General features: G+C 70.9%; 17 protein-coding genes and 2 pseudogenes. 7 read left to right on the forward strand and 12 right to left on the reverse strand.

Going from position 1 to position 21804, the window contains the following annotated elements:
- Nucleotides 1–211 precede the first annotated feature (211 nt).
- The 3 genes from ACIRC0_RS20500 to ACIRC0_RS20510 form a co-directional block, all read right to left on the reverse strand.
- Nucleotides 212–1573, reverse strand: a complete 1362-nt coding sequence (locus ACIRC0_RS20500; protein WP_366025672.1) for a wax ester/triacylglycerol synthase family O-acyltransferase — start codon at nt 1571–1573, stop codon at nt 212–214.
- Nucleotides 1574–1717: 144 nt separating this feature from the next.
- A complete protein-coding gene (locus ACIRC0_RS20505) occupies nt 1718–4048 on the reverse strand; it encodes a GH92 family glycosyl hydrolase (RefSeq protein ID WP_403617555.1) in 2331 nt (776 codons plus the stop codon).
- Nucleotides 4049–4438: 390 nt separating this feature from the next.
- Nucleotides 4439–4831, reverse strand: coding sequence for a winged helix-turn-helix transcriptional regulator (locus ACIRC0_RS20510; RefSeq protein WP_403617556.1), 393 nt, complete (start codon nt 4829–4831; stop codon nt 4439–4441).
- Between the two features lie 104 nt (nt 4832–4935).
- On the opposite strand from ACIRC0_RS20510, the gene ACIRC0_RS20515 reads away from it, so the two are divergent.
- Nucleotides 4936–5781 carry an NAD(P)H-binding protein gene (locus tag ACIRC0_RS20515; RefSeq protein WP_403617557.1) on the forward strand — a complete coding sequence of 282 codons (846 nt, stop codon included), beginning with the start codon at nt 4936–4938 and terminating at the stop codon, nt 5779–5781.
- A 35-nt stretch (nt 5782–5816) separates the two neighbouring features.
- Here the strand turns inward: ACIRC0_RS20515 and glgC are convergent, their stop codons facing one another.
- The 3 genes from glgC to ACIRC0_RS20530 all read right to left on the reverse strand — a co-directional run bounded on the left by glgC (nt 5817) and on the right by ACIRC0_RS20530 (nt 9015).
- On the reverse strand, nt 5817–7037 hold the full coding sequence (gene glgC / locus ACIRC0_RS20520) for a glucose-1-phosphate adenylyltransferase (RefSeq protein WP_403617558.1): 1221 nt from the start codon (nt 7035–7037) through the stop codon (nt 5817–5819).
- Nucleotides 7038–7081: 44 nt separating this feature from the next.
- Nucleotides 7082–8233 (reverse strand): glycogen synthase, encoded by a 1152-nt coding sequence (gene glgA / locus ACIRC0_RS20525; protein ID WP_403617559.1) that lies wholly within the window; start codon nt 8231–8233, stop codon nt 7082–7084.
- Between the two features lie 74 nt (nt 8234–8307).
- Nucleotides 8308–9015 carry a (2Fe-2S)-binding protein gene (locus tag ACIRC0_RS20530; RefSeq protein WP_403617560.1) on the reverse strand — a complete coding sequence of 236 codons (708 nt, stop codon included), beginning with the start codon at nt 9013–9015 and terminating at the stop codon, nt 8308–8310.
- Between the two features lie 284 nt (nt 9016–9299).
- Here ACIRC0_RS20530 and ACIRC0_RS20535 point away from each other — a divergent pair, with 284 nt between their 5' ends.
- Nucleotides 9300–10385, forward strand: coding sequence for a DMT family transporter (locus ACIRC0_RS20535; RefSeq protein ID WP_403617561.1), 1086 nt, complete (start codon nt 9300–9302; stop codon nt 10383–10385).
- Nucleotides 10386–10424: 39 nt separating this feature from the next.
- Here the strand turns inward: ACIRC0_RS20535 and ACIRC0_RS20540 are convergent, their stop codons facing one another.
- Nucleotides 10425–11651, reverse strand: a complete 1227-nt coding sequence (locus tag ACIRC0_RS20540; RefSeq protein ID WP_403617562.1) for a transglycosylase family protein — start codon at nt 11649–11651, stop codon at nt 10425–10427.
- A 334-nt stretch (nt 11652–11985) separates the two neighbouring features.
- On the opposite strand from ACIRC0_RS20540, the gene gndA reads away from it, so the two are divergent.
- Both gndA and ACIRC0_RS20550 read left to right on the forward strand, forming a co-directional pair.
- Complete coding sequence (gndA, locus tag ACIRC0_RS20545; protein WP_403617563.1) at nt 11986–13425, forward strand: NADP-dependent phosphogluconate dehydrogenase; 1440 nt, start codon at nt 11986–11988, stop codon at nt 13423–13425.
- Between the two features lie 569 nt (nt 13426–13994).
- On the forward strand, nt 13995–14165 hold the full coding sequence (locus tag ACIRC0_RS20550) for a hypothetical protein (protein ID WP_403617564.1): 171 nt from the start codon (nt 13995–13997) through the stop codon (nt 14163–14165).
- Here the strand turns inward: ACIRC0_RS20550 and ACIRC0_RS20555 are convergent.
- The 3 genes and pseudogenes from ACIRC0_RS20555 to ACIRC0_RS20565 form a co-directional block, all read right to left on the reverse strand.
- Nucleotides 14154–14843 (reverse strand): aspartate/glutamate racemase family protein, encoded by a 690-nt coding sequence (locus tag ACIRC0_RS20555; RefSeq protein WP_403617565.1) that lies wholly within the window; start codon nt 14841–14843, stop codon nt 14154–14156. The genes ACIRC0_RS20550 and ACIRC0_RS20555 overlap by 12 nt on opposite strands.
- Complete coding sequence (panD, locus tag ACIRC0_RS20560; protein WP_403617566.1) at nt 14840–15262, reverse strand: aspartate 1-decarboxylase; 423 nt, start codon at nt 15260–15262, stop codon at nt 14840–14842. Before panD ends, ACIRC0_RS20555 begins: the two co-directional genes overlap by 4 nt.
- Before the next feature lie 488 nt (nt 15263–15750).
- Nucleotides 15751–16250: pseudogene (locus tag ACIRC0_RS20565) on the reverse strand (glutamate synthase-related protein); the annotation flags it as partial.
- An 819-nt stretch (nt 16251–17069) separates the two neighbouring features.
- On the opposite strand from ACIRC0_RS20565, the gene katG reads away from it, so the two are divergent.
- Nucleotides 17070–19262: a catalase/peroxidase HPI gene (gene katG, locus ACIRC0_RS20570; RefSeq protein WP_403617567.1), complete on the forward strand. Its 2193-nt coding sequence runs from the start codon at nt 17070–17072 to the stop codon at nt 19260–19262.
- 171 nt (nt 19263–19433) lie between these two features.
- A complete protein-coding gene (locus ACIRC0_RS20575) occupies nt 19434–19757 on the forward strand; it encodes a hypothetical protein (RefSeq protein ID WP_403617927.1) in 324 nt (107 codons plus the stop codon).
- A 564-nt stretch (nt 19758–20321) separates the two neighbouring features.
- On the opposite strand, the gene ACIRC0_RS20580 is transcribed toward ACIRC0_RS20575, so the two are convergent.
- Together ACIRC0_RS20580 and ACIRC0_RS20585 are read right to left on the reverse strand one after the other, a co-directional pair.
- On the reverse strand, nt 20322–20732 hold the full coding sequence (locus tag ACIRC0_RS20580; RefSeq protein ID WP_403617568.1) for a DUF6896 domain-containing protein: 411 nt from the start codon (nt 20730–20732) through the stop codon (nt 20322–20324).
- Nucleotides 20729–21616, reverse strand: a complete 888-nt coding sequence (locus ACIRC0_RS20585) for a polymorphic toxin-type HINT domain-containing protein (protein WP_403617929.1) — start codon at nt 21614–21616, stop codon at nt 20729–20731. The genes ACIRC0_RS20580 and ACIRC0_RS20585 overlap by 4 nt, the downstream gene beginning before the upstream one ends.
- On the opposite strand from ACIRC0_RS20585, the pseudogene ACIRC0_RS20590 reads away from it, so the two are divergent.
- Nucleotides 21499–21798, forward strand: a pseudogene (locus ACIRC0_RS20590) (cupin domain-containing protein); the annotation flags it as partial. The gene ACIRC0_RS20585 and the pseudogene ACIRC0_RS20590 overlap by 118 nt on opposite strands.
- Nucleotides 21799–21804: the final 6 nt, after the last annotated feature.

Genomic DNA, 21804 nt, shown 5'->3' on the forward strand with positions numbered 1-21804 from the left:
TCTGGGGGTCGCCCCTGCTCGAAGTGCTCGGGGAAGTCGAGGACGAGACCGTAGGCCGAGGGTGGGGATCTGGGGACGCAGCCCCCAGGGACGGGACGGGGGGCGGGGGCGGCGGAGCTGGGAAGACCCCGCCGGCGGGCGGGCCGCTCGCCACCGCGGACGCGCGCCCCGGCACCACTCGGGATGCCGGGACCAACGTGTCCGTCCCCGGTCAGATGCGGCAGGCCGCCAGCAGCGTCTCGACCTCGTCCGGGACCGCCCGGGCCAGGCGTTCCAGGTCCGGTACCGCCCGGCCGTCCGCGACGAGCCCGTAGTGGACGCGGCCGCGGTACGTGGAGATCGCCACCGCCAGGGACTGGCCGCGGGCCAGGGGGGCGAGCGGGTAGACCTCGGCGAGCGGGTTGCCGCCGAGCCTCAGGCCGAGGCTGGGCAGCGGCACGCTGGTGACCAGGATGTCGAACCAGAGCCGCGCGGCCTGGCTGACCAGCGGCCCGCCCAGCCGGTGCCCCAGCGCCGGCACATGGTCGGCGAGCAGCGCGACGGCGCCCGCGCCCCGGTTGGGCCCGGCGTCCTTGTTCCGGTCCATGGCCGTGCGGACCGTCCGCAACCGCTCCAGCGGGTCCGGATCACCGACCGGAAGCCGTATCAGGTAGCCGGAGAGCCGGTTGCCCTGTGGGTGTGCGGTGCGCGGCCGGCGCTTGGACACCGGGATGAGCGCCCGAGGCTCGACGCCCGCGCTGCCGTCGCCGCGCTCGTCCAGCCAGCGCCGCAGGGCGCCCGCGACGACCGCGATCAGTACGTCGTTGACGGTGCCGCCCGCCGACTTGCGCACCCGGTGCACATCGTCGAGGTCGATGGCGACACCGGCCGTACGGCGGGTCCCGCTGGGCTCGGAGGTGAGCGCGGACGAGGAGCGCATGCCGAGGGTGGACAGGGCGACGGAGGCGCCGATGTCGAGGGCGCGCCCCACGTCGGTGAGCGTGCCGCGCAGCAGCCCCGGGAGCTTGCGCACGTCGGGCAGGAGGCCCCGCGCGGGCTCCGGCGGGCGCGGCCGGGGCTCGGGCATGTCCATCGGGTCCATGACGGCGGCCGCGAGGGTCAGCGCGCGCAGCCCGTCGGCGAGCGCGTGGTGGAACTTGAACAGCACGGCGAAGGAGGTGCCGTCCTCCCCCGGCAGCACATGCGCCTCCCACGGCGGCCGGCCGCGCACCAGCGCGCGCTCCATGAGCCGCCCGGCCTCGGCGTGGAAGTCGGCGGTGGGCGCGTGCAGCCGCACATGGCGCAGGGGGTCGAAGTCGGGGTCGGGTTCCCGGGTCGCGCCGCCCAGGGCGAGCGGGAGGCGCGCGGCGGCGAGGTCGCGCGGCAGGCGTACGTCCGGCAGCCAGACGTCGCGGATCCGCATGCGCAGTCCCGGGACCGCGGCGGCGCGGGCCGCCAGCAGATCCGCGGCATGGGCGCCCGCGGTCGGCGAGTGGCAGGAGAACACGCCGAGGGCACCGAGGTGCATGGGGTGCCGGGCGGACTCGATGTTCCAGAACGCCAGGTCGAGTGGTGCGAGCAGGTCAGAAGTCAATGGCTTGCCTCGCGTCGACGATGAGGGAAGCACGAGTCAACCTCCGACAGGCGATTACGGTCAAGTACGATCAGGCTACGTACAGTTAACAGCGGATTAAGTCCCGCCTCGCCGAGAGAGGCGGGACCGATGTGGCGGAAGGGGTCATTTCAGCGGGGGCGGCGCGGCCTGCGGAGCCGTACCCCACCCGGACGGCCGCGCGCCGACCGTGAACTCCAGCGTGCCCAGACGACGCAGCGCGTCCGTCGTGACGTACGTGCGTTCGTACGCCGTTCCGTCGATGCGCACGTTCTGGACGTACCGGTCGGTCTGTGACGTGCCGGGTGCGGTGACGGTCAGCCTGCCGCGCGGGTAGTAGGCCCGGTCGAGCAGCAGGTCGACGCGGTCGAACACCGGGGTGGTCAGACCCCAGGTGGGATAGCCGGGCTGCACGGGGAAGAGGCCGATGGACGACAGCACGTTCCAGGCGGACATCGTGCCGAGGTCGTCGTTGCCGGTCATCCCGGTCGGGCCGTTGGTGAAGAGGGTCAGCGCCGCGTGCACCACGTCCGTGGTCTTCCACGGCTGACCGGTCGACAGATACGTGTAGGGGGCGATCAGGTCCGGCTCGTTCTGCGGGTTGTACGTGGCCGCGTCGTAGTAGGCGTACGCCCCGTGCACCCACACCTCACGTGCGGTCCTCTCCGGGTCCTTGAGCAGCTCGTCGTAGGCGAAGAAGGCGTCGAGCCGGTCATTGGCCGCCTGCCGGCCGCCGATGAGGCCGACCATCCCGGGCAGGTCCTGCGGCACGAGCCACTGGTACTGCCAGGCGGTGCCCTCGTGGAACCCCTGGCTCTTGGCCGGATCGGCCGGTCCGGCGAACGCGCCGGACGCGTCCCGGGCGCGGAAGAAGCCGGTCGAGCGGTCGAGGAGGGTGCGGTAGTTCCGCGACCGGGCGGCGTAGCGGGCGGCGTCCGCGGGGTGTCCGAGGTCGCGTGCCATCTGGGCGAGCATGGCGTCGGCGAGCGCGTACTCCAGCGTCACCGACCCGCCGTGGTGGTAGTCGGAGTCGCCGGGCTTGGTGTAGGGACGGCCCTTGATGTAGGGCGCGAAGCCGCGTGCGATGTACTCGCGGTTCGCCTCACGGCCCGTGTACATGGTGTCGGCGGACGGCAGGCCGTCGGCGTTCTTCTTCAGCGCGCGGTACGCCCGGTCCTCATACCCCTTGAGCAGCCCCTGATGATAGGCGTGCGTCAGGTACGGGGTGACGGGGTCACCGCTCATGATGTTCGTCTCGACCGGGCCGTAGCCCCACTTGGGCAGCCAGCCGCCCTGCTCGTCGACCTTCAGCAGGGAGATCGCCATGTCGCGCGCCTCGCGCGGCGCGAGCAGGGACAGCAGCTGGGACTGGGTGCGGTAGGTGTCCCACAGCGACCAGTTCTGGAAGTACGTGAAGCCCTGCGCCCGGTGGACCTTCTGGTCCCAGCCGGTGTAGCGGCCGTCGGCGTCGCTGCCGACGTTCGGCGCGAGGAACGACCGGTACAGCGACGAGTAGAAGGTGGTGCGCAGGGTGGCGTCTCCGCCCTGGACCCGGACGTCGTCGAGACGGTCCTCCCAGGCACGGCGGGCGGCCTCCCGCACGGTGTCGAACGAACGGCCGTACGTGGTAGCGAGGTTGACGTCGGCGCCGTGTACGTCGACGTACGACAGCGCGGTGGTCGCCTCGACGGTGCGGTTCTTTCTGGTGTCGAACGTGACGTACGCCCCGTTGCGCCCGGGCCCCGCCGACTTCGTCGCCCCCGGGGTGATCGAGTCCTGGTACCAGGTCCCGTGCGCGGTGAACGGCCGGTTGAAACGGGTGACGGTGTAGACCGTGTACGGCCGGGTGGAGCGGCAGAAGCCGGTGCCCGTGATCTCGGTGCGCACGGTGCGGTCGTCGAGGATCTCCACCTTGGAGGACACGTTCTTGTGCAGCGCCTGGCCCGCGTTGAGCAGCACGTTCGCCTTGTCGGTGGCCGGGAAGGCGTAGCGCTGCACGGCGGTGCGCTGGGACGCCGTCAGTTCGGCCTCGATGCCGCTGTCGAGGCCGACCCGGTAGTAGCCGGGGCTCGCCTGCTCGTTCGCGTGGCTGAACGTGGCCGCGTACTTGGCGTAGTCCGTCTCGGTCACGTCACCCGTCGTCGGCAGCACCGGCAGGTCCCCTCCGATGGCGCAGCCGACGCCGGAGAGGTGCACGAGGGAGAAGCCGCGGATCCGGTTCTGGGTGTGGTCGTAGCCGGTGTTGTGCCCGGTGTCCGGGGAGAACTGCACCATGCCGAAGGGCACGGCGGGGCCTGGGAAGGTGTTGCCCTCGGCCTGCGTGCCGATGAACGGGTTGACCAGGCCGGTGAGCCCGCCGTCGCGCGGCTGGGCGGCATGGGCGGCCGGCGGGAGGCACAGCGTCGCGGCCACCACCGTGCTCGCGGCGGCGAGGCGCGGGCGCCGGGTGCGTCTCATCTCGGAAGACCTCCGGAGGATTGATGTCGTCGAGCACAGGGTGGTGGCGGCGCGTCAGTTTCCCGGGCACCCGGCGGGGTTGTTCCGGGACGCGTCGCGGATCAGCGACTGGTGCGCGCACCCCCGGGCGCACGGCGTCCGGCACGAGAAGCCGGCGGGAGCGGGTGAGCGGATCGCGGCCGGCATCCCCGAGTCGTGGGTGAGCTGGAGCCACCTGCCCGAGCCGATCCGCCGGCCGGCGGGCACACTGAAGGCGCGGCGGTACCCCATACGGTCCTCGTGCCGCTCGATGCCGGGTAGCTGCGACTCCACGGGATGGGCAACGAGGATGTGCTCGCCGAGGTTCTTCCCGAACGGCGGCCGTTCACCCGCCCGTGCCGCCCGGCGGTGCTACCGGGCCGGGTCGGTGTCGTAGTCGTTCCTGGCCCGTTCGACCTCGTCCAGGTGCTCGGCGGACCATTCCGCGAGGTGCGCGAAGAGCGGGGCGAGACTGCGGCCGAGTTCGCTGATCTCGTACTCGACCCGTGGGGGGACCTCCGGGTGGTACGTGCGCACGATCAGCCCGTCGCGCTCGAGTTGCCTCAGCCGCTGGGTCAGCACCTTGGGTGTGATCCTGTCGATCCGCCGCTGGAGTTCGACGAAACGCTGACGGCCGTGGGTGTGGAGGGTCCACAGGATCGGGGTCGTCCAGCGGCTGAACACGATGTCGACGACCGGGGCGATGGGACAGGCGAGTTCGGGGTCGGTCGCGGCCGACGCCGCCCAGGTCGCTTCACCGGCCATGCGCACCCCTCCGGGATAGCCACTTTCCTGTAGGTACCTACTATACCGACGGTGTTAGCGTCCCTGTGTCTCGACAACCACTTTGAAACAGCAGGGAGTTGACCATGTTCGTAGTGACGGGGGCGACCGGCAACGTCGGCCGGGGGCTCGTGCAGATCCTGGTGGCCGCCGGCGAGCGGGTGACCGCGACGTCGCGTGGGATCTCGGAGGCCGACATGCCGGAGGGCGTCCGGCGGCGGACGGCCGACCTGACCGACCCCGAGAGCCTCCGGCCCGTGTTCGACGGCGCCGATGCGCTCTTCCTGCAGAACGGCGGTCCCAGTGCGCACCTGCTGAGCCCGCGGGACATCCTGGACGCCGCCAAGGCCGGCGGTGTCGAACGAGTGGTGCTGCTCTCGTCTCAAGGGGTCGCGACCCGGCCGGAGTCGGGCTCGCACGGGGGCGTCGCGCGCGCCATCGAGGACGCCGTACGCGAGTCGGGCCTGGAGTGGACGATCCTGCGACCCGGCGGCTTCCACTCCAACGCGTACGCCTGGGCCGAGGCGGTCCGTACCCGGCGGGCCGTCGCGACGCCGTTCGCAGATGTCGGACTGCCCACCGTCGACCCGGGCGACATCGCCGGGGTCGCCGCGGCGGCGCTGCGCGAGGACGGTCACCACGGCCGCGTCCACGAGTTGACCGGGCCGTCGCTCACCACGCCGCGGCAACGGGCGGAGGCGATCGGCGACGCACTCGGCGAACCCGTACGGTTCATCGAGCAGACCCGCGACGAGGCGCGCGCGGAGATGGTGCGGTTCATGCCCGAGCCGGTGGTCGAGACCACGCTGACCATCCTGGGCGAGCCGACCCCCGCCGAACAACGCGTCAGCCCCGACGTCGAACGCGTCCTCGGCCGCCCGCCCCGCTCCTTCGCCGACTGGGCCCGGAAGAATGTCGCCGCCTTCCGCTGACGTACCAGCCGGTGGCGGCCCGGCCCCCAGGGGGCCTATGGCACCCGCTGCCCCTTCCCCAGCGCGATCACTCCGCCCTTCGACACCGTGTACAGCTCAGCGTCCCGTTCCGGGTTGACGCCGATCGTCGCGCCCGGGGGGACCTCCACGTTCTTGTCGAGGACCGCTCCGCGGACGATCGCGCCGCGGCCGACGTGGACGTTGTCGTGCAGGACCGAGCCCTGGACGACGGCGCCCGGGTCCACCAGGACGCCCGGGGACAGGACCGACCGCGTCACCTGCCCCCGGATCAGGCACCCGGCGCTGATGATCGACTCGCTGGCGATGCCGCCCGAGTTGAAGCGGGCCGGTGACAGCTGGTTGGAATGCGTGTAGATGGGCCAGTCGCGGTTGTACAGGTTGAAGGCCGGGCGCTCCGCGATCAGGTCCATGTGCGCCTCGTAGTACGCGTCCAGGGTGCCCACGTCCCGCCAGTAGCCCCGGTCACGATTGGTCTCGCCGGGCACGTGGTTGGCGCTGAAGTCGTACAGCTGGGCCTCGCCGCGCTCGGTGAGCTGGGGCAGGATCGAACCGCCCATGTCGTGCACCGAGTTCTGGTCCTCGGCGTCCCGCTGCAACGCCTCGATCAGCGCCTTGGTGGTGAAGATGTAGTTCCCCATGGAGGCGAAGACGGTCTCGGGGTCGTCCGGCAGGCCGGGCGGGTCGGCGGGCTTCTCCAGAAAGCGTTCGACCGTCTGACCGTCCGAGCCGGGCGTGATCACGCCGAAGGAGGAGGACTCGGTGCGCGGCACCCGTATGCCCGCGACGGTCACGCCCGCCCCGCCCTCGATGTGCTGCGCGAGCATCTGCCGCGGGTCCATGCGGTAGACGTGGTCGGCGCCGAACACCGCCACGTACTCCGGCTGTTCGTCGTGGATCAGGTTCAGCGACTGCAGGATCGCGTCCGCGCTGCCCAGGTACCAGCGCGGGCCGAGCCGCTGCTGGGCCGGTACCGGGGTGACGTAGTTGCCGAGCAGGCTGGACATCCGCCAGGTGGTGGTGATGTGCCGGTCCAGCGAGTGCGACTTGTACTGCGTGAGCACGCAGATGCGCAGGATGTCGCCGTTGACGAGGTTCGACAGGACGAAGTCCACGAGGCGGTAGGTCCCGCCGAAGGTCACGGCCGGTTTCGCACGGTCGGCGGTCAGCGGCATCAGCCGCTTGCCCTCCCCGCCGGCCAGTACGATTCCCAGCACCGAAGGTCCACCGCGCCGCATGCCGCCGCCCCTCTACGCCCGGTTGTGCTGCACTTTGCTGATTACTACCCCTGTTTGAGGACATCCTCGTACAGGCGGACCGTGCGCCGGGCCACCGCGTCCCAGCCGAACTCCCCCGCCGCGCGCTCCCGTCCGGCCTCGCCCATCCGCCGCGCGGCGACCGGATCGGCGAGGACGGCGTCGAGGGCGCGCGCGAGGTGCTCCTCGAAGCCGTCGTCCACGTCGACCAGCAGGCCGGTACGGCCGTCGTCCACGACCTCCGGAATGCCGCCGGTGCGCGAGGCCACCACGGCGGTGCCGCACGCCATGGCCTCCAGGTTGACGATGCCGAGCGGCTCGTACACCGACGGGCAGACGAACACCGTGGCATGGGTGAGGAGCTGGATCACCTCGGGGCGCGGCAGCATCTTGGGGATCCAGTGCACGCCCTCACGGCACCTGCTCAGCTCCTCGAACAGGTCACGGAACTCGCGGTCGATCTCTGGGGTGTCCGGCGCGCCCGCGCACAGGACGACCTGGACCGCCGGGTCGATGTGCCGCACCGCGCGCAGCAGATGGGGCACGCCCTTCTGGCGGGTGATCCGCCCGACGAACAGGACGTAGGGGCGGTCCGGGTCGACGCCGATGCGGGCGAGGACGTCCGTGCCGGGGTCCGGCCGGTACAGGGTGGTGTCGATGCCGTTGTGCACGACGTGGACCCGTGCCGGGTCGAGGGCCGGGTAGCAGGCGAGGATGTCGTCGCGCATGGCGCCGGAGACGGCGATCACCGCGTCCGCGGCCTCGATCGCGGTGCGCTCCGCCCAGCTGGAGAGCGCGTACCCGCCGCCGAGCTGCTCGGCCTTCCAGGGGCGCAGCGGCTCCAGCGAGTGCGCGGTCACCACGTGCGGGATGCCGTGGAGCAGCTTGGCGAGGTGGCCGGCGAGGTTGGCATACCAGGTGTGGGAGTGGACCAGCTCGCGGCCCTGCAGGGCGGCGGTCATGGCCAGGTCCACGGAGAAGGTGCGCAGCGCGTCGTTGGCGGAGTCGAGGCCGGGCCACGGCCGGTGGCGTATGACGCCGCCCGCGCCGCCCTCACCCCAGCAGTGCACGTCGAGGTCGACGAGGGAGCGCAACTCCCGGGCGAGGAACTCGACATGGACGCCCGCACCGCCGTACACGTCCGGCGGGTACTCCCGGGTCAGCAGTCCCACTCGCACCCGGTACCCCCTGTCTCAGCGGCTCGTTCCCACATGGTCACCCAGATGCGGCCGTTGCGGAAGACCACCTGTGCTCACTCGCGCCCCGGCGGGCTGTCGAAGCAGCAGTCGCCGCACAGTCCGCCCGCGGGCAGCCGGTAGTAGAGGCAGCAGCTGCGGCGGCGGCCGGTGGCGGGGTCCAGGGTGCCGGACAGGTCGGGGTGCGCGAACAGTCCCGCGGCGAGGGAGCGGGCCCGCTCCCCCACGTCCGTACGGCCGGTCTCCCGCGCCCAGCGGTCGACCATGCGGACGGTGCCGGCGAGCGCGGAGCCCGCGTTGCCCCACAACAGCCTTGCGGAGACGCTGTGGCGCGCGCTGAGGACGGCCGTGAGGGGCGCGAGGTGCCCCTCACGTACGACCGCGTCGAGCGAGGCGACGGGCAGCGGGCGCACCTCGCTCAGCCACAGGTCGTCGGGCACGCCGCCCTCGGGGTCCCAGCGCAGCAGCCGGGGATCGAGGTCGGGCACCCGCCCGTACAGCGCGGCGCAGCCGAGCGCGACGGACCAGATCCGGGCCGCCAGGCCCTGGTGGGCGAGGGAGGCGGCGACTCGGAGTTCCGGTGCCCGGAGACTGTGCGCGACCTTGCGGATGCGCACGGCCAGCGGATCCGTGTCGCCCTCCGGCGGGCCGGACGCGTACGCCTGTGCCAGCGTGGGCAGCGCCCCACACGGCGGCGCACCGGTGCGCAGAACGAAGAAGCCGCCGAGCGCGCCGAGCGCCGAGAGGTCCGGGTCGAGGTCCACGAGGTCAGTACTACCAAGCGCGCTGCGTGCCGCGGGCTACGGGCTACGCGGTCCGGGGCCGGGGCTCCGGGTCCGGGCGTCCGGGCTTCGGCCTAAGGGGACCGGACCGTCGGCACCCCTCTCGGGGATGAGAGAAACGCTCTCGTACTCCATCGGCAGTATGACCCAATGGGTGCTCAGGGACGACGACGGGGAACAGCCTCGGACGGCATCGTGTTGACCATGGAAGAAGACCGTTCGTCGCGCCGGGCCGCCCGCTCCGGCCCCACGCGAAGGAGCCACTGATGAGCGCCCTCGCGTTGTCCGTGCTCCTGTCACTCGTCTCGGCCGTCGCGTACGCGGGCGGGGCGATCGTGCAGGAGCAGGTCGCCGTGTCCGCGCCCGACCGGTCCTACGCGCCGCTCACCAGGCCGGCCTGGTGGGCGGCGGTCGTGCTGAACGGTCTCGGCGGGCTGCTGCATGTGGCCGCGCTCGCCTACGGCCCCTTGAGCCTGGTCCAGCCGCTGGGCGCGCTGACGATCGTGTTCGCGCTGCCGATGGCGGCCCTGTGCGTGGGTCGCCGGGCGGGGACGACCGCCTGGCGCGGCGCCGTCATGGCGACCGTGGGCCTCGCGGGCCTGCTGTCCCTGGTCGGTGCCTCCGACACGCACTCCCTCGGTGGCGCCCAGCGGATGACGCTGGCCCTGGTCACCGCCGGTGGCGTGATGGCGCTGATGGCCGCGGGGCGGGCGACGAGCCGGCATCCGGCGGTGCGCAGCGTGCTGTTGGCGGTGGCGTCCGGTGTCGCGTTCGGCATGTCGTCGGTGTTCACCAAGACGGTCGCGGTCGACTGGACCGGCGGGGTCTCCCTGGCCGACCTGCCGAGCCTCGCGGCGATAGGCGTCCTCGCGACGGCCGGTCTGCTGCTGTCGCAGGCCTCCTACCGGGGCGCGGGCCTCGCGGCACCGCTCGCCACGCTGACCGTCGTCAATCCGGTGGCGGCGGCCGCGGTGGGCATCACCCTGTTCGGCGAGACCTTCCGCTACGGCACCACCGGCACCGTGCTCGCCCTGGTCTGCGGTGTTCTCGCCGCCGGCGGACTGATCCTGCTGACCACGGAGCGGATCGACGGCGAGCGGCGCCCGGCGGCGGTCGGCGAGGCCCTCACGGAGGCCCCGGGCGAGCCGTGGCCGAAGGCGCGGTCGGTGCCGGAACCCGCGACGCCCGTGCGGAAGACCGTCCCGGACGAGCAGGGCATGGCCGGGAAGACGTACGGGGAATGGGATCCCGCCGCGTACGGCGAGCCGTCGCGCCCGTACGGCCCCCTGCACACCGGGGTGTTCATTCCGGCGCCCGTCATGGACCGGCATCGCGCTCGGGCCGGGTCCTGACCGGTCCGGTCCCGTCGGACGGCACCGGACCGACCGGTGTCAGACGGCGACGCCACCCGCACGGAGATAGCCGACCGGATCGATGTCGCTGCCGAACCCGGGCCCCGTCCGCACCTCGAAGTGCAGATGCGGGCCCGTGCTGTTGCCCGTGGAGCCGGAACGGCCGATGCGCTGGCCGGCCACCACGCTCTGCCCGTCCCTGACGGAGATCGCCGACAGATGGGCGTACTGCGTGTAGCGGCCGTCGGCGTGCCGGATGACCACCTGGTAGCCGAAGGAGCCGCCCCAGCCGGCGCCGACCACCTGCCCGGCCGCGACCGCCCGCACGGAGGTGCCGGTCGGCACGGGGAAGTCGACGCCGGTGTGGTAGCCCTGCGACCATGCCGACCCCGCGGCGTGGTAGCGCGTGCCCGTAGCGGCGTTCACCGGGGCGACCATCGAGTGGGTGGAGGCGCTGTGGTGCGAAGGCGTCTTCCGGGGGGCCGACTTGTGGGTTCCCTGGGACCTCTTGTGGGGCGCCGTCTTGTGGGTCGGCTCGGACGTCTTGTGAGTCGTCGCCTCGGACGTCTCATGGGTCCGCTCCGGCGTCGTCTCCGGGTGCGCCGGGGCCTTGGCCGCCTTGCCCGCCTTGGCCCGCAGGTTGAGCCGCTGGCCGGGCAGGATCAGGTCCGGGTCCGCGCCGACCGTCGTCCGGTTGGCCGCGTACAGCCCCTGCCAGCCGCCCTGGACGTGGTGGGAGTCGGCGATGCCGGAGAGCGTGTCGCCGTGCACCACGGTGTACATCTCGGTGGTGCCCGCCCGCGACTGGGGCGTGGTCTGCGGTTTCACGTCGTGAACGGAACGCTTGACGCTCGCCGGGACGGCCCCCGAGGTGTCGGGGCCGGACCCGCCCCGGGTCAGATCCGCGCGGACGGAGCACACCGGCCAGGCGCCGGGCCCCTGTCCCTCGAGGACCTTCTCGGCGACGGCGATCTGCTGGTCCCTGGTGGCCAGATCCGCGCGCCGCGCGTACGCCGTCCCCCCGTAGGCCTCCCAGGTCGACTGCGTGAACTGCAGTCCACCGTAATAGCCGTTGCCGGTGTTGATGCCCCAGTCGCCGCTGGACTCGCAGGCGGCGACCTTGCTCCAGGTGTCCACGTCGGCCGCGTGCGCGACGCCGGTGCCGATGAGCGGGAGTGCCATGCCGGCGCCGCCCGCCGTGACGGTGAGCGAGGCGCGGTTGATCCTTGTCGGCTGATACCGGCGATGCCGGCCGCGTACGGCCATGGAAAGCCCCCTCGACATGCGTCAGGAGGGGCAAAAGTAAACGCCGCGAACAGGCCATGACAAGACGGGGAATCGGTCGCTCCGTCACGTCAACTGGCCGGGAATCGCGCCTGGTTGCGGCGGCCGGAGGGAACTGCCGGGGCGCGCGCGTGGCGCCTGCTCCTCGACGGAAGATCCCGGATGCGGCGGGAGATTCCGGATGTGCGGCGGGTGTACCGGCGCGTCACGATGGTCACCGGGCAATACTGACCAGCACGAGCGGCACCACCCTTCGATGATGTCGTCCGGACCGAACCGGCACCGCCGATTCCAGGACCTCTAGGAGCCAACCGTTATGAGCACTTCAGCCCAGATCGGCGTCACGGGTCTCGCGGTCATGGGCCGCAACCTCGCCCGTAACTTCGCGCGCAACGGCTACGCGGTCGCCCTGCACAACCGGACCGTGTCACGGACCCATGAGCTGGTGAAGGAGTTCGGACACGAGGGCGACTTCGTGGCGACCGAGTCCGCCGAGGACTTCGTGGCGGCGCTGGAACGGCCACGGCGCCTGATGATCATGGTGAAGGCGGGCGGGCCGACGGACGCCGTGATCGAGGAGTTCGCGCCGCTGCTCGAGCCCGGCGACATGATCATCGACGGCGGCAACGCGCACTTCGCGGACACCCGTCGCCGAGAGAAGGATCTGCGGGAGCGGGGCATCCATTTCGTCGGCACCGGCATCTCCGGAGGCGAGGAGGGCGCGCTGCACGGGCCGAGCATCATGCCGGGCGGCTCGGCCGAGTCGTACGAGTCGCTGGGCCCGATGCTGGAGAAGATCTCCGCGAAGGCGAAGGACGGCGCACCGTGCGTGACCCACGTCGGCCCGGACGGCGCCGGGCACTTCGTGAAGATGGTGCACAACGGCATCGAGTACGCCGACATGCAGCTGATCGGCGAGGCGTACCAGCTGCTGCGCGACGTCGCCGGCTACTCCCCCGCCGAGATCGCGGACATCTTCCGCACCTGGAACACCGGCCGCCTGGACTCGTACCTGATCGAGATCACGGCGGAGGTGCTCTCCCACGTGGACGCGGCGACGGGCAAGCCGTTCGTGGACGTGGTCCTCGACCAGGCGGAGCAGAAGGGCACCGGCCGCTGGACGGTGCAGATCGCGCTGGACCTCGGCGTGCCGGTGTCCGGCATCGCGGAGGCGGTCTTCGCCCGCTCGCTGTCCGGGCACACGGCACTGCGCGAGGCGTCACGGGGCCTGGCCGGGCCGAAGGCTTCGCCGCTCGGCGAGTCCGAGGCGGCGGCCTTCGCCGACCGGGTGGAGCAGGCGCTGTACGCGTCGAAGATCGTGTCGTACACGCAGGGCTTCCACGAGATCGCGTCGGGCAGCGCGGAGTACGACTGGTACATCGACCTCGGCGAGGTGGCGTCCATCTGGCGCGGCGGCTGCATCATCCGAGCGGCGTTCCTGGACCGCATCCGCTCGGCGTACGACGCCCGGGCGGACCTGCCGAGCCTGCTGTCGGACGAGACGTTCGCGCAGGAGATCGCCGCGGCGCAGGACGACTGGCGCGAGGTCCTGGTGGCCGCGACCCGCCAGGGCGTGCCGACGCCGGGCTTCTCCGCGGCCCTCGCCTACTACGACGCCCTGCGCGCGGAGCGGCTGCCGGCCGCGCTGACCCAGGGGCAGCGTGACTTCTTCGGAGCGCACACGTACCGGCGGACGGACCGTTCGGGGTCGTTCCACACGCTGTGGGGCGGGGACCGGTCCGAGGTCGAGGCGTAGGGAGCGGGCGGCTCAGAGGTCGGGCAGCTCGGGGGCTTCGGGGGCGGGCGGCTCTTCGGTCGCCGGTCGCCCGTGCCGGTCCGTCGGCGCCCGGGTACGGCGGTGGTCGGGGTACGCAGATGGCCGGGTACGGCAGTGGCCCGGTGCGCGGGGTCTCCGCCCGCGCACCGGGCCGGCGTGCTTTCCGTCTCGGGTCGTCCTACGAAAGGGGCGGCCCCGGTTCTCCGGGTTCGGGGACGGGGTCCGGACCCGGCGGTTTCGGGATCGGCGACGGGGGCGGCTCCGGAGTGGGTACCGGCCCCGGGCCGGGGTGCGGGCGGTCGGGGCCCGGTTCGGGGTGCGGTCGGTCGGGGCCCGGTCCCGGAGGCACCGGCTCGGGTCCCGGGGGCGTGGGGCCAGGTGCCGGAGGTGTCGGCTCCGGTTCCGGTGGCGTGGGCCCCGGGGGTTCCGGGGGCGCCGGCTCAGGGCCCGGCGCGGGGCCCGGTTCGGGGGTCGGCTCCGGTCCCGGGGTCGGTCCCGGTCCGGGTGGTGGTCCCGGCTGTGCGGGATCGGGGAACGGATGCGTCATCGTGTCCTCCAGCCAGTCGTACGTCGGCCTGGACTTGTCCCCCGGGTACCCGGGCGCCGTACGGGCACTCACCCCGTCGCGGGACGGGCCGGGGCCCGACCGGGCCACCGCGTACCTCCGCGGCCGGTCGGGCGCACCGCACGGCGGCACCGACCACCGGTCAGCCGTGTGAACCGTCCCGAGGGCCGTGTGAACCGTCCCGAGGACCATGTGCCGCCGCGGTGGCCGCAGCGGCGAATCCGAGCTCCGGGCTCGACAGGACCGGGACGGTGGTCCTGGTCAGGTGCCGTGCCGGGGCCATGGACGCCTGGGCGAGGACGATCGCGTCCGCGTCGGTGACCGAGTCGGCGGCGTCGGCGATCACGCGGAGGTAGCCCTCGGTGTCCCCGGCCTCGAAACGCGCCCACGCGTCGTCGACGAGCAGGGTGCGCGGTTCGACGGGACCTCGGCCCGCCGCCTCCTCGCGCACCAGGGCGACCGTCGGCTCGAGGGTGCTCTCCAGCGCGGCGACGACGACGATCCGGGGCCCTGTGGCCACCGCGGCCGCGGCCATGGGCCGGTCCACGCGCAGCACCGGCACACCGACGTCCGCCCGCTCGGCGACCGCGCCGATGGTCGAGCAGGTGCACAGCACGGCGCGGGCGCCCGCCGCGACTGCCCCCCGCAGGACGCCCCCGACGTCGTCGGCCACGGCGCCGGGGCCGTACGCGCGGGCGCGGTCCAGCAGCTCCGTCGCCACGTGGTGCGTGAGGCCGAGTCCCGGACGGGCCGCGTCGCGCAGGGCCTCGAAGACGGGGACGTGGGCGGGCGAAGTGTGCTGCAGGGCGAGCGGGCCGCTGTGCAAGGTCACCGGGCGGCCACGGCCTGCGGGCTGCGCTCCTGGTCCGAGCCCGGTACCGGGGCGGACGGGTCGGCGCCCAGGGCCACGATCCGGTTCTCGCCGTCCACGTGCACCACCCTCGGCCGCAGGGTCCGTGCCTCGGCGTCGGAGACCTGGGCGTAGCTGATGATGATCACCAGGTCGCCGGGGTGGACGAGATGGGCCGCGGCCCCGTTGATGCCGATGACACCGGAGCCGCGCTCGCCCTCGATGACGTACGTCTCCAGGCGGGCGCCGTTGGTGATGTCGACGATGTGGACCAGCTCCCCGGGGAGCAGGTCGGCGGCGTCGAGGAGGTCGGCATCGATGGTCACCGATCCCACGTAGTGCAGGTCGGCCTGGGTGACGGTGGCACGGTGGATCTTCGACTTGAACATGGTACGAAACATGAAGAAACTCCCGGTTCGTCTGCTCCCTGCCTGCCTCTGCAGGTCAAGGGCGGTCTTCGGAGGCTACATCGTTTGGCATGTGTGGTCAGCTGTCGGCAGGTGTTTGAGGACTCACACTGACCCGTTGCCGACTTTCTGACGCCGCGCCAGTCACATAGTCGCAGCTTTGGGAGATGGCGGAGATGGCGCTCACCGGCTCGTGTCAGAGGGTGGCGAGCGGCCGGCCTGCACGAGCGGGGCCCGTATGGTGTCGGTGCACCTTCCGCATCCAGTGGTGGTTCAGTAGACCAGCTCGTGCTGCCATTGGGTCTCGGGCTGGTTGTGCAGTTCGAGGTCCGGCCGACCGGGCCGAGCAGTCCGCGGACGTAGTCCCGCCTCCACCGCCGGGCCTCCGCTCGAGCGAAACGCGCTCCGGTCCGCAGGAAGAGTTCTTCGAGTGGTTACCGACGTCGATGGCGCACCCCGCCCGCTCACCGCGGCGAGACCAGTCAGGCGGCGAAACGATCAGGATCGGCGGCCTTCCAGTCCACCGCCCAGGACTCCGGCGGCTCGATCAGCAAATGCCCGGGTCCAGCCATTCATAGAGTTCCGCGTAGGAGCGGACCGTGACCGGATCCACGCGCCGGCGAAGCATGTGCGGGCGCAGCTCGGCCGGTCCGTTCACGCCCAGCGAGGCGATGATCTTCAGGGAACTGTTCACCGTGGCGGACTGGAAGCGCTGGACCCGGACCGAGTTGTCGTCGACGTGCAACGCGCGGGCGCGGCGGGGGTCTTGGGTGGCGACTCCGGCGGGGCAGGTGTTGGTGTGGCAGCTCTGTGCCTGGATGCATCCGATCGCGAACATCATGGCGCGAGCCGCGTTGGTGAAGTCGGCGCCCTGCACCATGCGCTTGACGATGTCGGCTCCGGTGGCCACCTTTCCGCTGGCGCCGATCCTTATCCGGTCCCGCAGGCCGGCGCCGACCAGAGCGTTGTGGACGGTGATCGCTGACCGAGTTCCCGGCGGGCCTCGGCAACGGACGGCGCTGTCTTCTTTTTCTCCGCGTAGATCTGCGTAAGGCGCTCGATCGCTTCGTCCTGCGTGTCGTAGCCGGCCTCTTCACGCTGCTTGTCGAGAACGTCCCGGAACCGAATCGCGTACGGGTGCGAGTAGCGAGTCCGTCTGGAACAACCGCACTCCTTGAAAAAAGACCCCATCCCACGGGCGAGCTGTCGAGCCACGTATCAAGCCTTCCGAGCAGGGCGCCGGGCGGCGCAGCAGGCCCCTGCCACAGGTGCAGGTCAGCAAGCCGGACACCGTCCGGCCCGATGCTGACCATTTGCTGACCCGGGCGCGACAATCAGGGCTATGACCTGCGGAAACACCCAAGCGCTCGATCTTCGACTTGAGCCTGATGCGCAGCATTCAGTGCTCCTAGAGGTGGCTCCCTGCCTGCTCCCCGCAGGTCAAAGGCGTGCAGTCACTCTGCAAGAGCGGGCGCTGCGTGCCACGCCTTACGGCCGCCACCAGCCAGGTCCCTCCGGCCAGTCCGGGGGCTGTCGTATGCGATTCGGCTTGCGTCGGAAATCGGCACGGGAGCAGAAAGGCCGACCCTGCTCTCACGTCTGTCATGCGGGGTGCTCTGCGTGTTTCATAGAGGTGTGGTCTGCGGTGCGCGACCATACGGACGCGGCACAGCACATTTTCCAGCCGGTGGGCGCCGTGGCGCGCTGATTGTGTGGGTCGACGGGCTCGACACCAACAGAGCCAACGACGTCAAGAGCGGCAACCGGCAGGCAGAACACCGAGACAGGAAGAAGGACGGGCATGTCCGGCAGTGAAAGCGAGAATCCGGCAATCCCTTCACCGACGCCCACACCGACTCGGCGGCCCAGGACGAACCGGGACTGGTGGCCGAATCAGCTGGACCTTCAGGTTCTCCACCAGCACTCGCCACGATCCAGCCCGATGGACGAGGACTTCGACTACGCGAAAGAGTTCGCGACCCTCGACGTCGACGCACTGAAGCGTGACGTCTTCGAGGTGATGACGACATCCCAGGACTGGTGGCCTGCGGACTACGGTCACTACGGGCCGCTCTTCATCCGGATGAGCTGGCATGCCGCGGGAACGTACCGCATCGCGGACGGCCGCGGCGGTGGCGGAAGCGGCGCACAGCGCTTCGCCCCCCTCAACAGCTGGCCGGACAACGCGAGCCTGGACAAGGCGCGCCGTCTGCTTTGGCCGGTCAAACAAAAGTACGGCCGGAAGATCTCCTGGGCCGATCTTCTGGTCTTCGCCGGAAACTGTGCCATGGAATCCATGGGATTCAAGACGTTCGGGTTCGGTTTCGGGCGAGAGGACATCTGGGAACCCGAGGAGATCTTCTGGGGGCCCGAGGACACATGGCTCGGAGATGAGCGCTACAGCGGCGACAGGGAACTCACCGGTCCTTTCGCCGCCGTGCAGATGGGACTGATCTACGTCAATCCGGAGGGGCCCAACGGAAACCCGGACCCGATGGCTGCCGCCCGGGACATTCGGGAGACGTTCGCGCGCATGGCGATGAATGACGAGGAGACAGTCGCACTCATCGTCGGCGGCCACACCTTCGGCAAGTGTCATGGCGCGGTCGAAGCCAGTTATATCGGCCCGGAACCCGAGGCCGCCCCCATCGAGCAGCAGGGCCTCGGCTGGCGGAACACATACGGCAGCGGCACGGGCCCCCACACGCTCACCAGTGGTCTGGAGGGCGCATGGACCACCGAGCCGACCAAGTGGGACAACGGGTACTTGGACAATCTCTACGGGTACGAGTGGGAGCTGACGAGCAGCCCTGCCGGCGCCCACCAGTGGACTCCGTCGGATCCTGCGGCCAGGAACGCCGTACGGGACGCCCATGATCCGTCGAAGCGGCACGCCCCCATGATGCTGACGACGGACCTCGCGCTGAAGGTGGACCCGGTCTACGGCCCGATCACGAAGAGGTTCCACGAGAACCCGGACGAGCTCGCGGTGGCGTTCGCCAAGGCGTGGTACAAACTGCTGCACCGCGACATGGGACCCCGCTCTCGTTACCTCGGCCCGTGGATTCCGGAGCCGCAGCTGTGGCAGGACCCCGTTCCCGACGTCGATCACGAACTGGTCGGGGACGAGGACATCGCTGCCCTCAAGGGCAGGATCCTTGCCTCGGGCCTCTCCATCGCCCAGCTGGTCACCACCGCCTGGGCATCGGCGGCAAGCTTCCGCGGCACCGACAAGCGCGGCGGGGCGAACGGGGCACGGATCCGGCTGGCGCCGCAGAAGGACTGGGAGCTCAACGACCTCCCCGAGGTGACCGAGGTGGTGCGCACGCTCGAGCGGATCCAGCAGGACTTCAACGTCTCTCAGACCGGCGGAACGCGGGTCTCCCTCGCCGACCTGATCGTCCTCGGCGGGTGCGCGGCCGTCGAGCAGGCCGCGCGGAACGCCGGGCACGACGTCACGGTGCCGTTCGCACCGGGGCGTACGGACGCCTCGCAGGAGCAGACCGACGCGGCGTCGTTCGCCGTGCTGGAGCCCAAGGCGGATGCCTTCCGCAACTACCTTCCGGCTGGCGAGAAGCTGTCGCCGGAGACCCTCATGCTGGACCGCGCCAACCTGCTGACGCTGACCGCTCCTGAGATGGCGGTGCTGATCGGCGGCATGCGGGCCCTGAACACCGGTTTCAAGGGGTCCCCCCACGGGGTCTTCACCCACCGGCCGGGAGTCTTGACCAACGACTTCTTCGTCAACCTGCTCGACATGCGCACGGAGTGGAAGGCGTCGGCTACGGAGGAGAACGTGTTCGAAGGCCGGGATCGCGCCACCGGCGAGGTCAAGTGGACCGCCACCGCCGTCGACCTGATCTTCGGTGCGCACTCCCAGCTCCGAGCCGTCTCGGAGGTCTACGCGTCCCAGGATGCGGGAGAGAAATTCGTACGTGACTTCGTGGCAGCGTGGAACAAGGTGATGAATCTCGACCGGTTCGACCTCGCCTGAGCCCGACGTCCCGGTCGACCCTCACCGGTCGACCGGGACGCGGCGAAGACGATGCTGAGCCAGACGCCTGCGTGAGCGAGCCTGCTCCACATCGTTGACTCCCCCGGGGCCGGCGGCTGGGAGTGGCCGCGAGCGCGAAACCGATGCTGGCCTCCAAGCCGCCATCAGGCTCTGGTCAACTACCCCCATGACCGCGGCCTGATCGACCTTGTCGAGGAACTGCACTCCACCAGTGCGGAGTTCACCCGGCTGTGGGACGAGGGCGCGGTCGGACTCCACGTCTCGGCCCGCAAGACCATCGTGCACCCCCAGGTCGGCGAGGTGACATGCGACTGCGACGTGCTCACCGTCCCAGGCAGCGACATCCGCCTCATCGTCTACACGGTGGCCGCGGGTTCCGCCGATGCGGAAAGGCTGGAGTTCCTGCGAGTCACCAACGGCGTCCGCGCCGACGGCCCCTCGCCTCCGGGGCCCGGCCGGTTCTCCACGCCGTGACAGTCGGAACGGTCGGACCCCGTCCAGCCGCCAGAGGTCAGGCCATCGCGAACGTGCGTGGAGCGCCGGTGATCGCCCGCAATGCGCCGATCGCCCAGGCCAGGTTGGCGCCAGTCGGGGTGGCTTCACCGGCGAGGCGGCGGCGCCGCATGAATCAGGCCGACGGTGTGTTCAACGGTCCAGCGTCCGGGAGAGGGGCGTCCGGCGTTGCCGAGGAGAGATACGGATACGCTGACGCATTCGTTATTGCGGAGGAGCGGATGAGCCTCGCTCCTGATCTCCCCCTGGCTCGACCTCACGCTCAGCCAACCCGCGGAGCACGCCCTCGCACCACACGAGCCATGGCTGTCGCCGGCCGGTCTCGTCGGGATGGGCCGCGCCTGGGCGGGCGGCGATGACCCGGCCGACCCGCGCCTGACTCGTAGTCCTCGAGACGGACGCCCGACAGCTTCAGGGGCCGCCGCATCACCTCCGCGGAACGGATGATGGCGAAGGATGACGCACGGTCTGGGTGGGTATCCCATCGCGATGGGATACCCGACCCAGCCGTCACTCGTCATCTCGTCATTCGACGACTCGGAACCATCCTGACTCGGGCTCGTCGAGGATGCCCTCCCGCGCCATGTCACGGCACGCCAGCACAAGGTCGTCCCTGGACGGGGCGGGGATCATGCCGACGCTTCGCGCGAAAACCGCCAGGCGCCAGGCGTCGAACGCCTCCGACCCGTCAAGGAGCAGGTCCACATCGATCTGAGCGCCGTCGGGTCCGACCATCCGGCATCCGCGCCCATGGACCGCGTACGAGTAGCCGGCATCCGACTCGCCCCTCCGTTCCAGTTCCCCGGCGCGGACCGCCTCCAGGACGTGCCCGAGCGTGTCGAACCGCGGGTAGCTGTCCAACAGCGCCCTTCTGATGCGTCTGCGATGCCGCAGGAAGGAATGCACACAGGCGGCAGCCGCGGTCGGCTGGGTCATCGACGCCTCCGTCCTCTCCGCTCCTCCGGGAAGTCCGGGCCTACTTCGACGGACGCCCAGACCACCTCATCGGCGGATCGATACTTGTATGCCTTGATCTCGTCGAGTGAGAGAGACCGGTACGGGACATCGATCCCCGCCTTCTTGGCCGCCGCGACTCGGTGGTGGCCGTTGATGATGTAGCGCCGGTTCAGGTGCTCGAAGACCTCGATGGGCTTTCCGACCCAGCCGTCGTTGCTCATGCTTTCGGCGATCTCGTCGACCAGTTGACGATCGAAGGTGCCGCCGAGCTGTTCCGTTCGCTCCAACGAATGGGGGCTGACGGCGCAGTTGTGCACCAGGACCTGGGTGGTCCCGGCCACCACATAGTAGGTGTGAGCCGTATCGACCGTCAGGTTGTAGACCGCCGCCTGCTGGGTCCAGGCGCTGACTGCTTCGATCTTGACGCCGGTGCCCGAGCCGGTGCGGAGCCACTCGCCGGGCTTGAGGTCGCCGGCCTTCAGCCACTTCTTCAGGTCCGGGACCCAGAAGGGGTGACCCGCGGTCGCCGTGATGGTGTCCGTCGAGAGGCCCTTGTCGCCGTCCGTGTCGATCGTGACCTTGACGAGCTTCTTCGCGCCCCTGCCCTCGATCGTGTCGGTGACCTTCTCCTTGGAGGTCTTGCCGGTCGTCGGATCGGTGGCGAGGACCTCACCACCCGCGACCGCGTCCAGGAGTACACCGACCGCAACGGTGGCACCTGGAAGATCGGCACGCCCGCGGTCTCCCTCCCGGGGACCCCGGCACCCCTCCCCACCGCCACCCCGGCCCGGCTTTCGGGTACGTGCTCGAAGGGGAGATGCGCTTCGAGATCGAGGGCGAACCCGAACGCGTCGTTCGGGCAGGGGAAACGTTCTGGGAGCCTGGCGGCGACGTCATCCACTACCAGGACGGCAACAACAGGGAAGACACCCCGCTCCGCTTCGTCGTCACCATGCTGTGCGAACCGGGCCGGCCCATGGTCGCCCTCGTCGACGACGAGGAACTCGAGCGGCGCAAGGACCGACGAGCCGCACGGCCCTCCTGACGCCCC

It is taken from the genome of Streptomyces sp. NPDC093984, assembly GCF_044764595.1.
GTDB classification, from domain to species: Bacteria; Actinomycetota; Actinomycetes; order Streptomycetales; family Streptomycetaceae; genus Streptomyces; species Streptomyces cynarae.

Excerpts from the sequence above, each read along its gene's own strand:
- ACIRC0_RS20505 (WP_403617555.1), bottom strand. The coding sequence starts at position 4,048 with ATGAGACGCACCCGGCGCCCGCGCCTCGCCGCCGCGAGCACGGTGGTG.
- ACIRC0_RS20510 (WP_403617556.1), bottom strand. The coding sequence starts at position 4,831 with ATGGCCGGTGAAGCGACCTGGGCGGCGTCGGCCGCGACCGACCCCGAA.
- ACIRC0_RS20515 (WP_403617557.1), top strand. The coding sequence starts at position 4,936 with ATGTTCGTAGTGACGGGGGCGACCGGCAACGTCGGCCGGGGGCTCGTG.
- glgC (WP_403617558.1), bottom strand. The coding sequence starts at position 7,037 with ATGCGGCGCGGTGGACCTTCGGTGCTGGGAATCGTACTGGCCGGCGGG.
- ACIRC0_RS20535 (WP_403617561.1), top strand. The coding sequence starts at position 9,300 with ATGAGCGCCCTCGCGTTGTCCGTGCTCCTGTCACTCGTCTCGGCCGTC.
- ACIRC0_RS20540 (WP_403617562.1), bottom strand. The coding sequence starts at position 11,651 with ATGGCCGTACGCGGCCGGCATCGCCGGTATCAGCCGACAAGGATCAAC.
- gndA (WP_403617563.1), top strand. The coding sequence starts at position 11,986 with ATGAGCACTTCAGCCCAGATCGGCGTCACGGGTCTCGCGGTCATGGGC.
- panD (WP_403617566.1), bottom strand. The coding sequence starts at position 15,262 with ATGTTTCGTACCATGTTCAAGTCGAAGATCCACCGTGCCACCGTCACC.
- katG (WP_403617567.1), top strand. The coding sequence starts at position 17,070 with ATGTCCGGCAGTGAAAGCGAGAATCCGGCAATCCCTTCACCGACGCCC.
- ACIRC0_RS20580 (WP_403617568.1), bottom strand. The coding sequence starts at position 20,732 with ATGACCCAGCCGACCGCGGCTGCCGCCTGTGTGCATTCCTTCCTGCGG.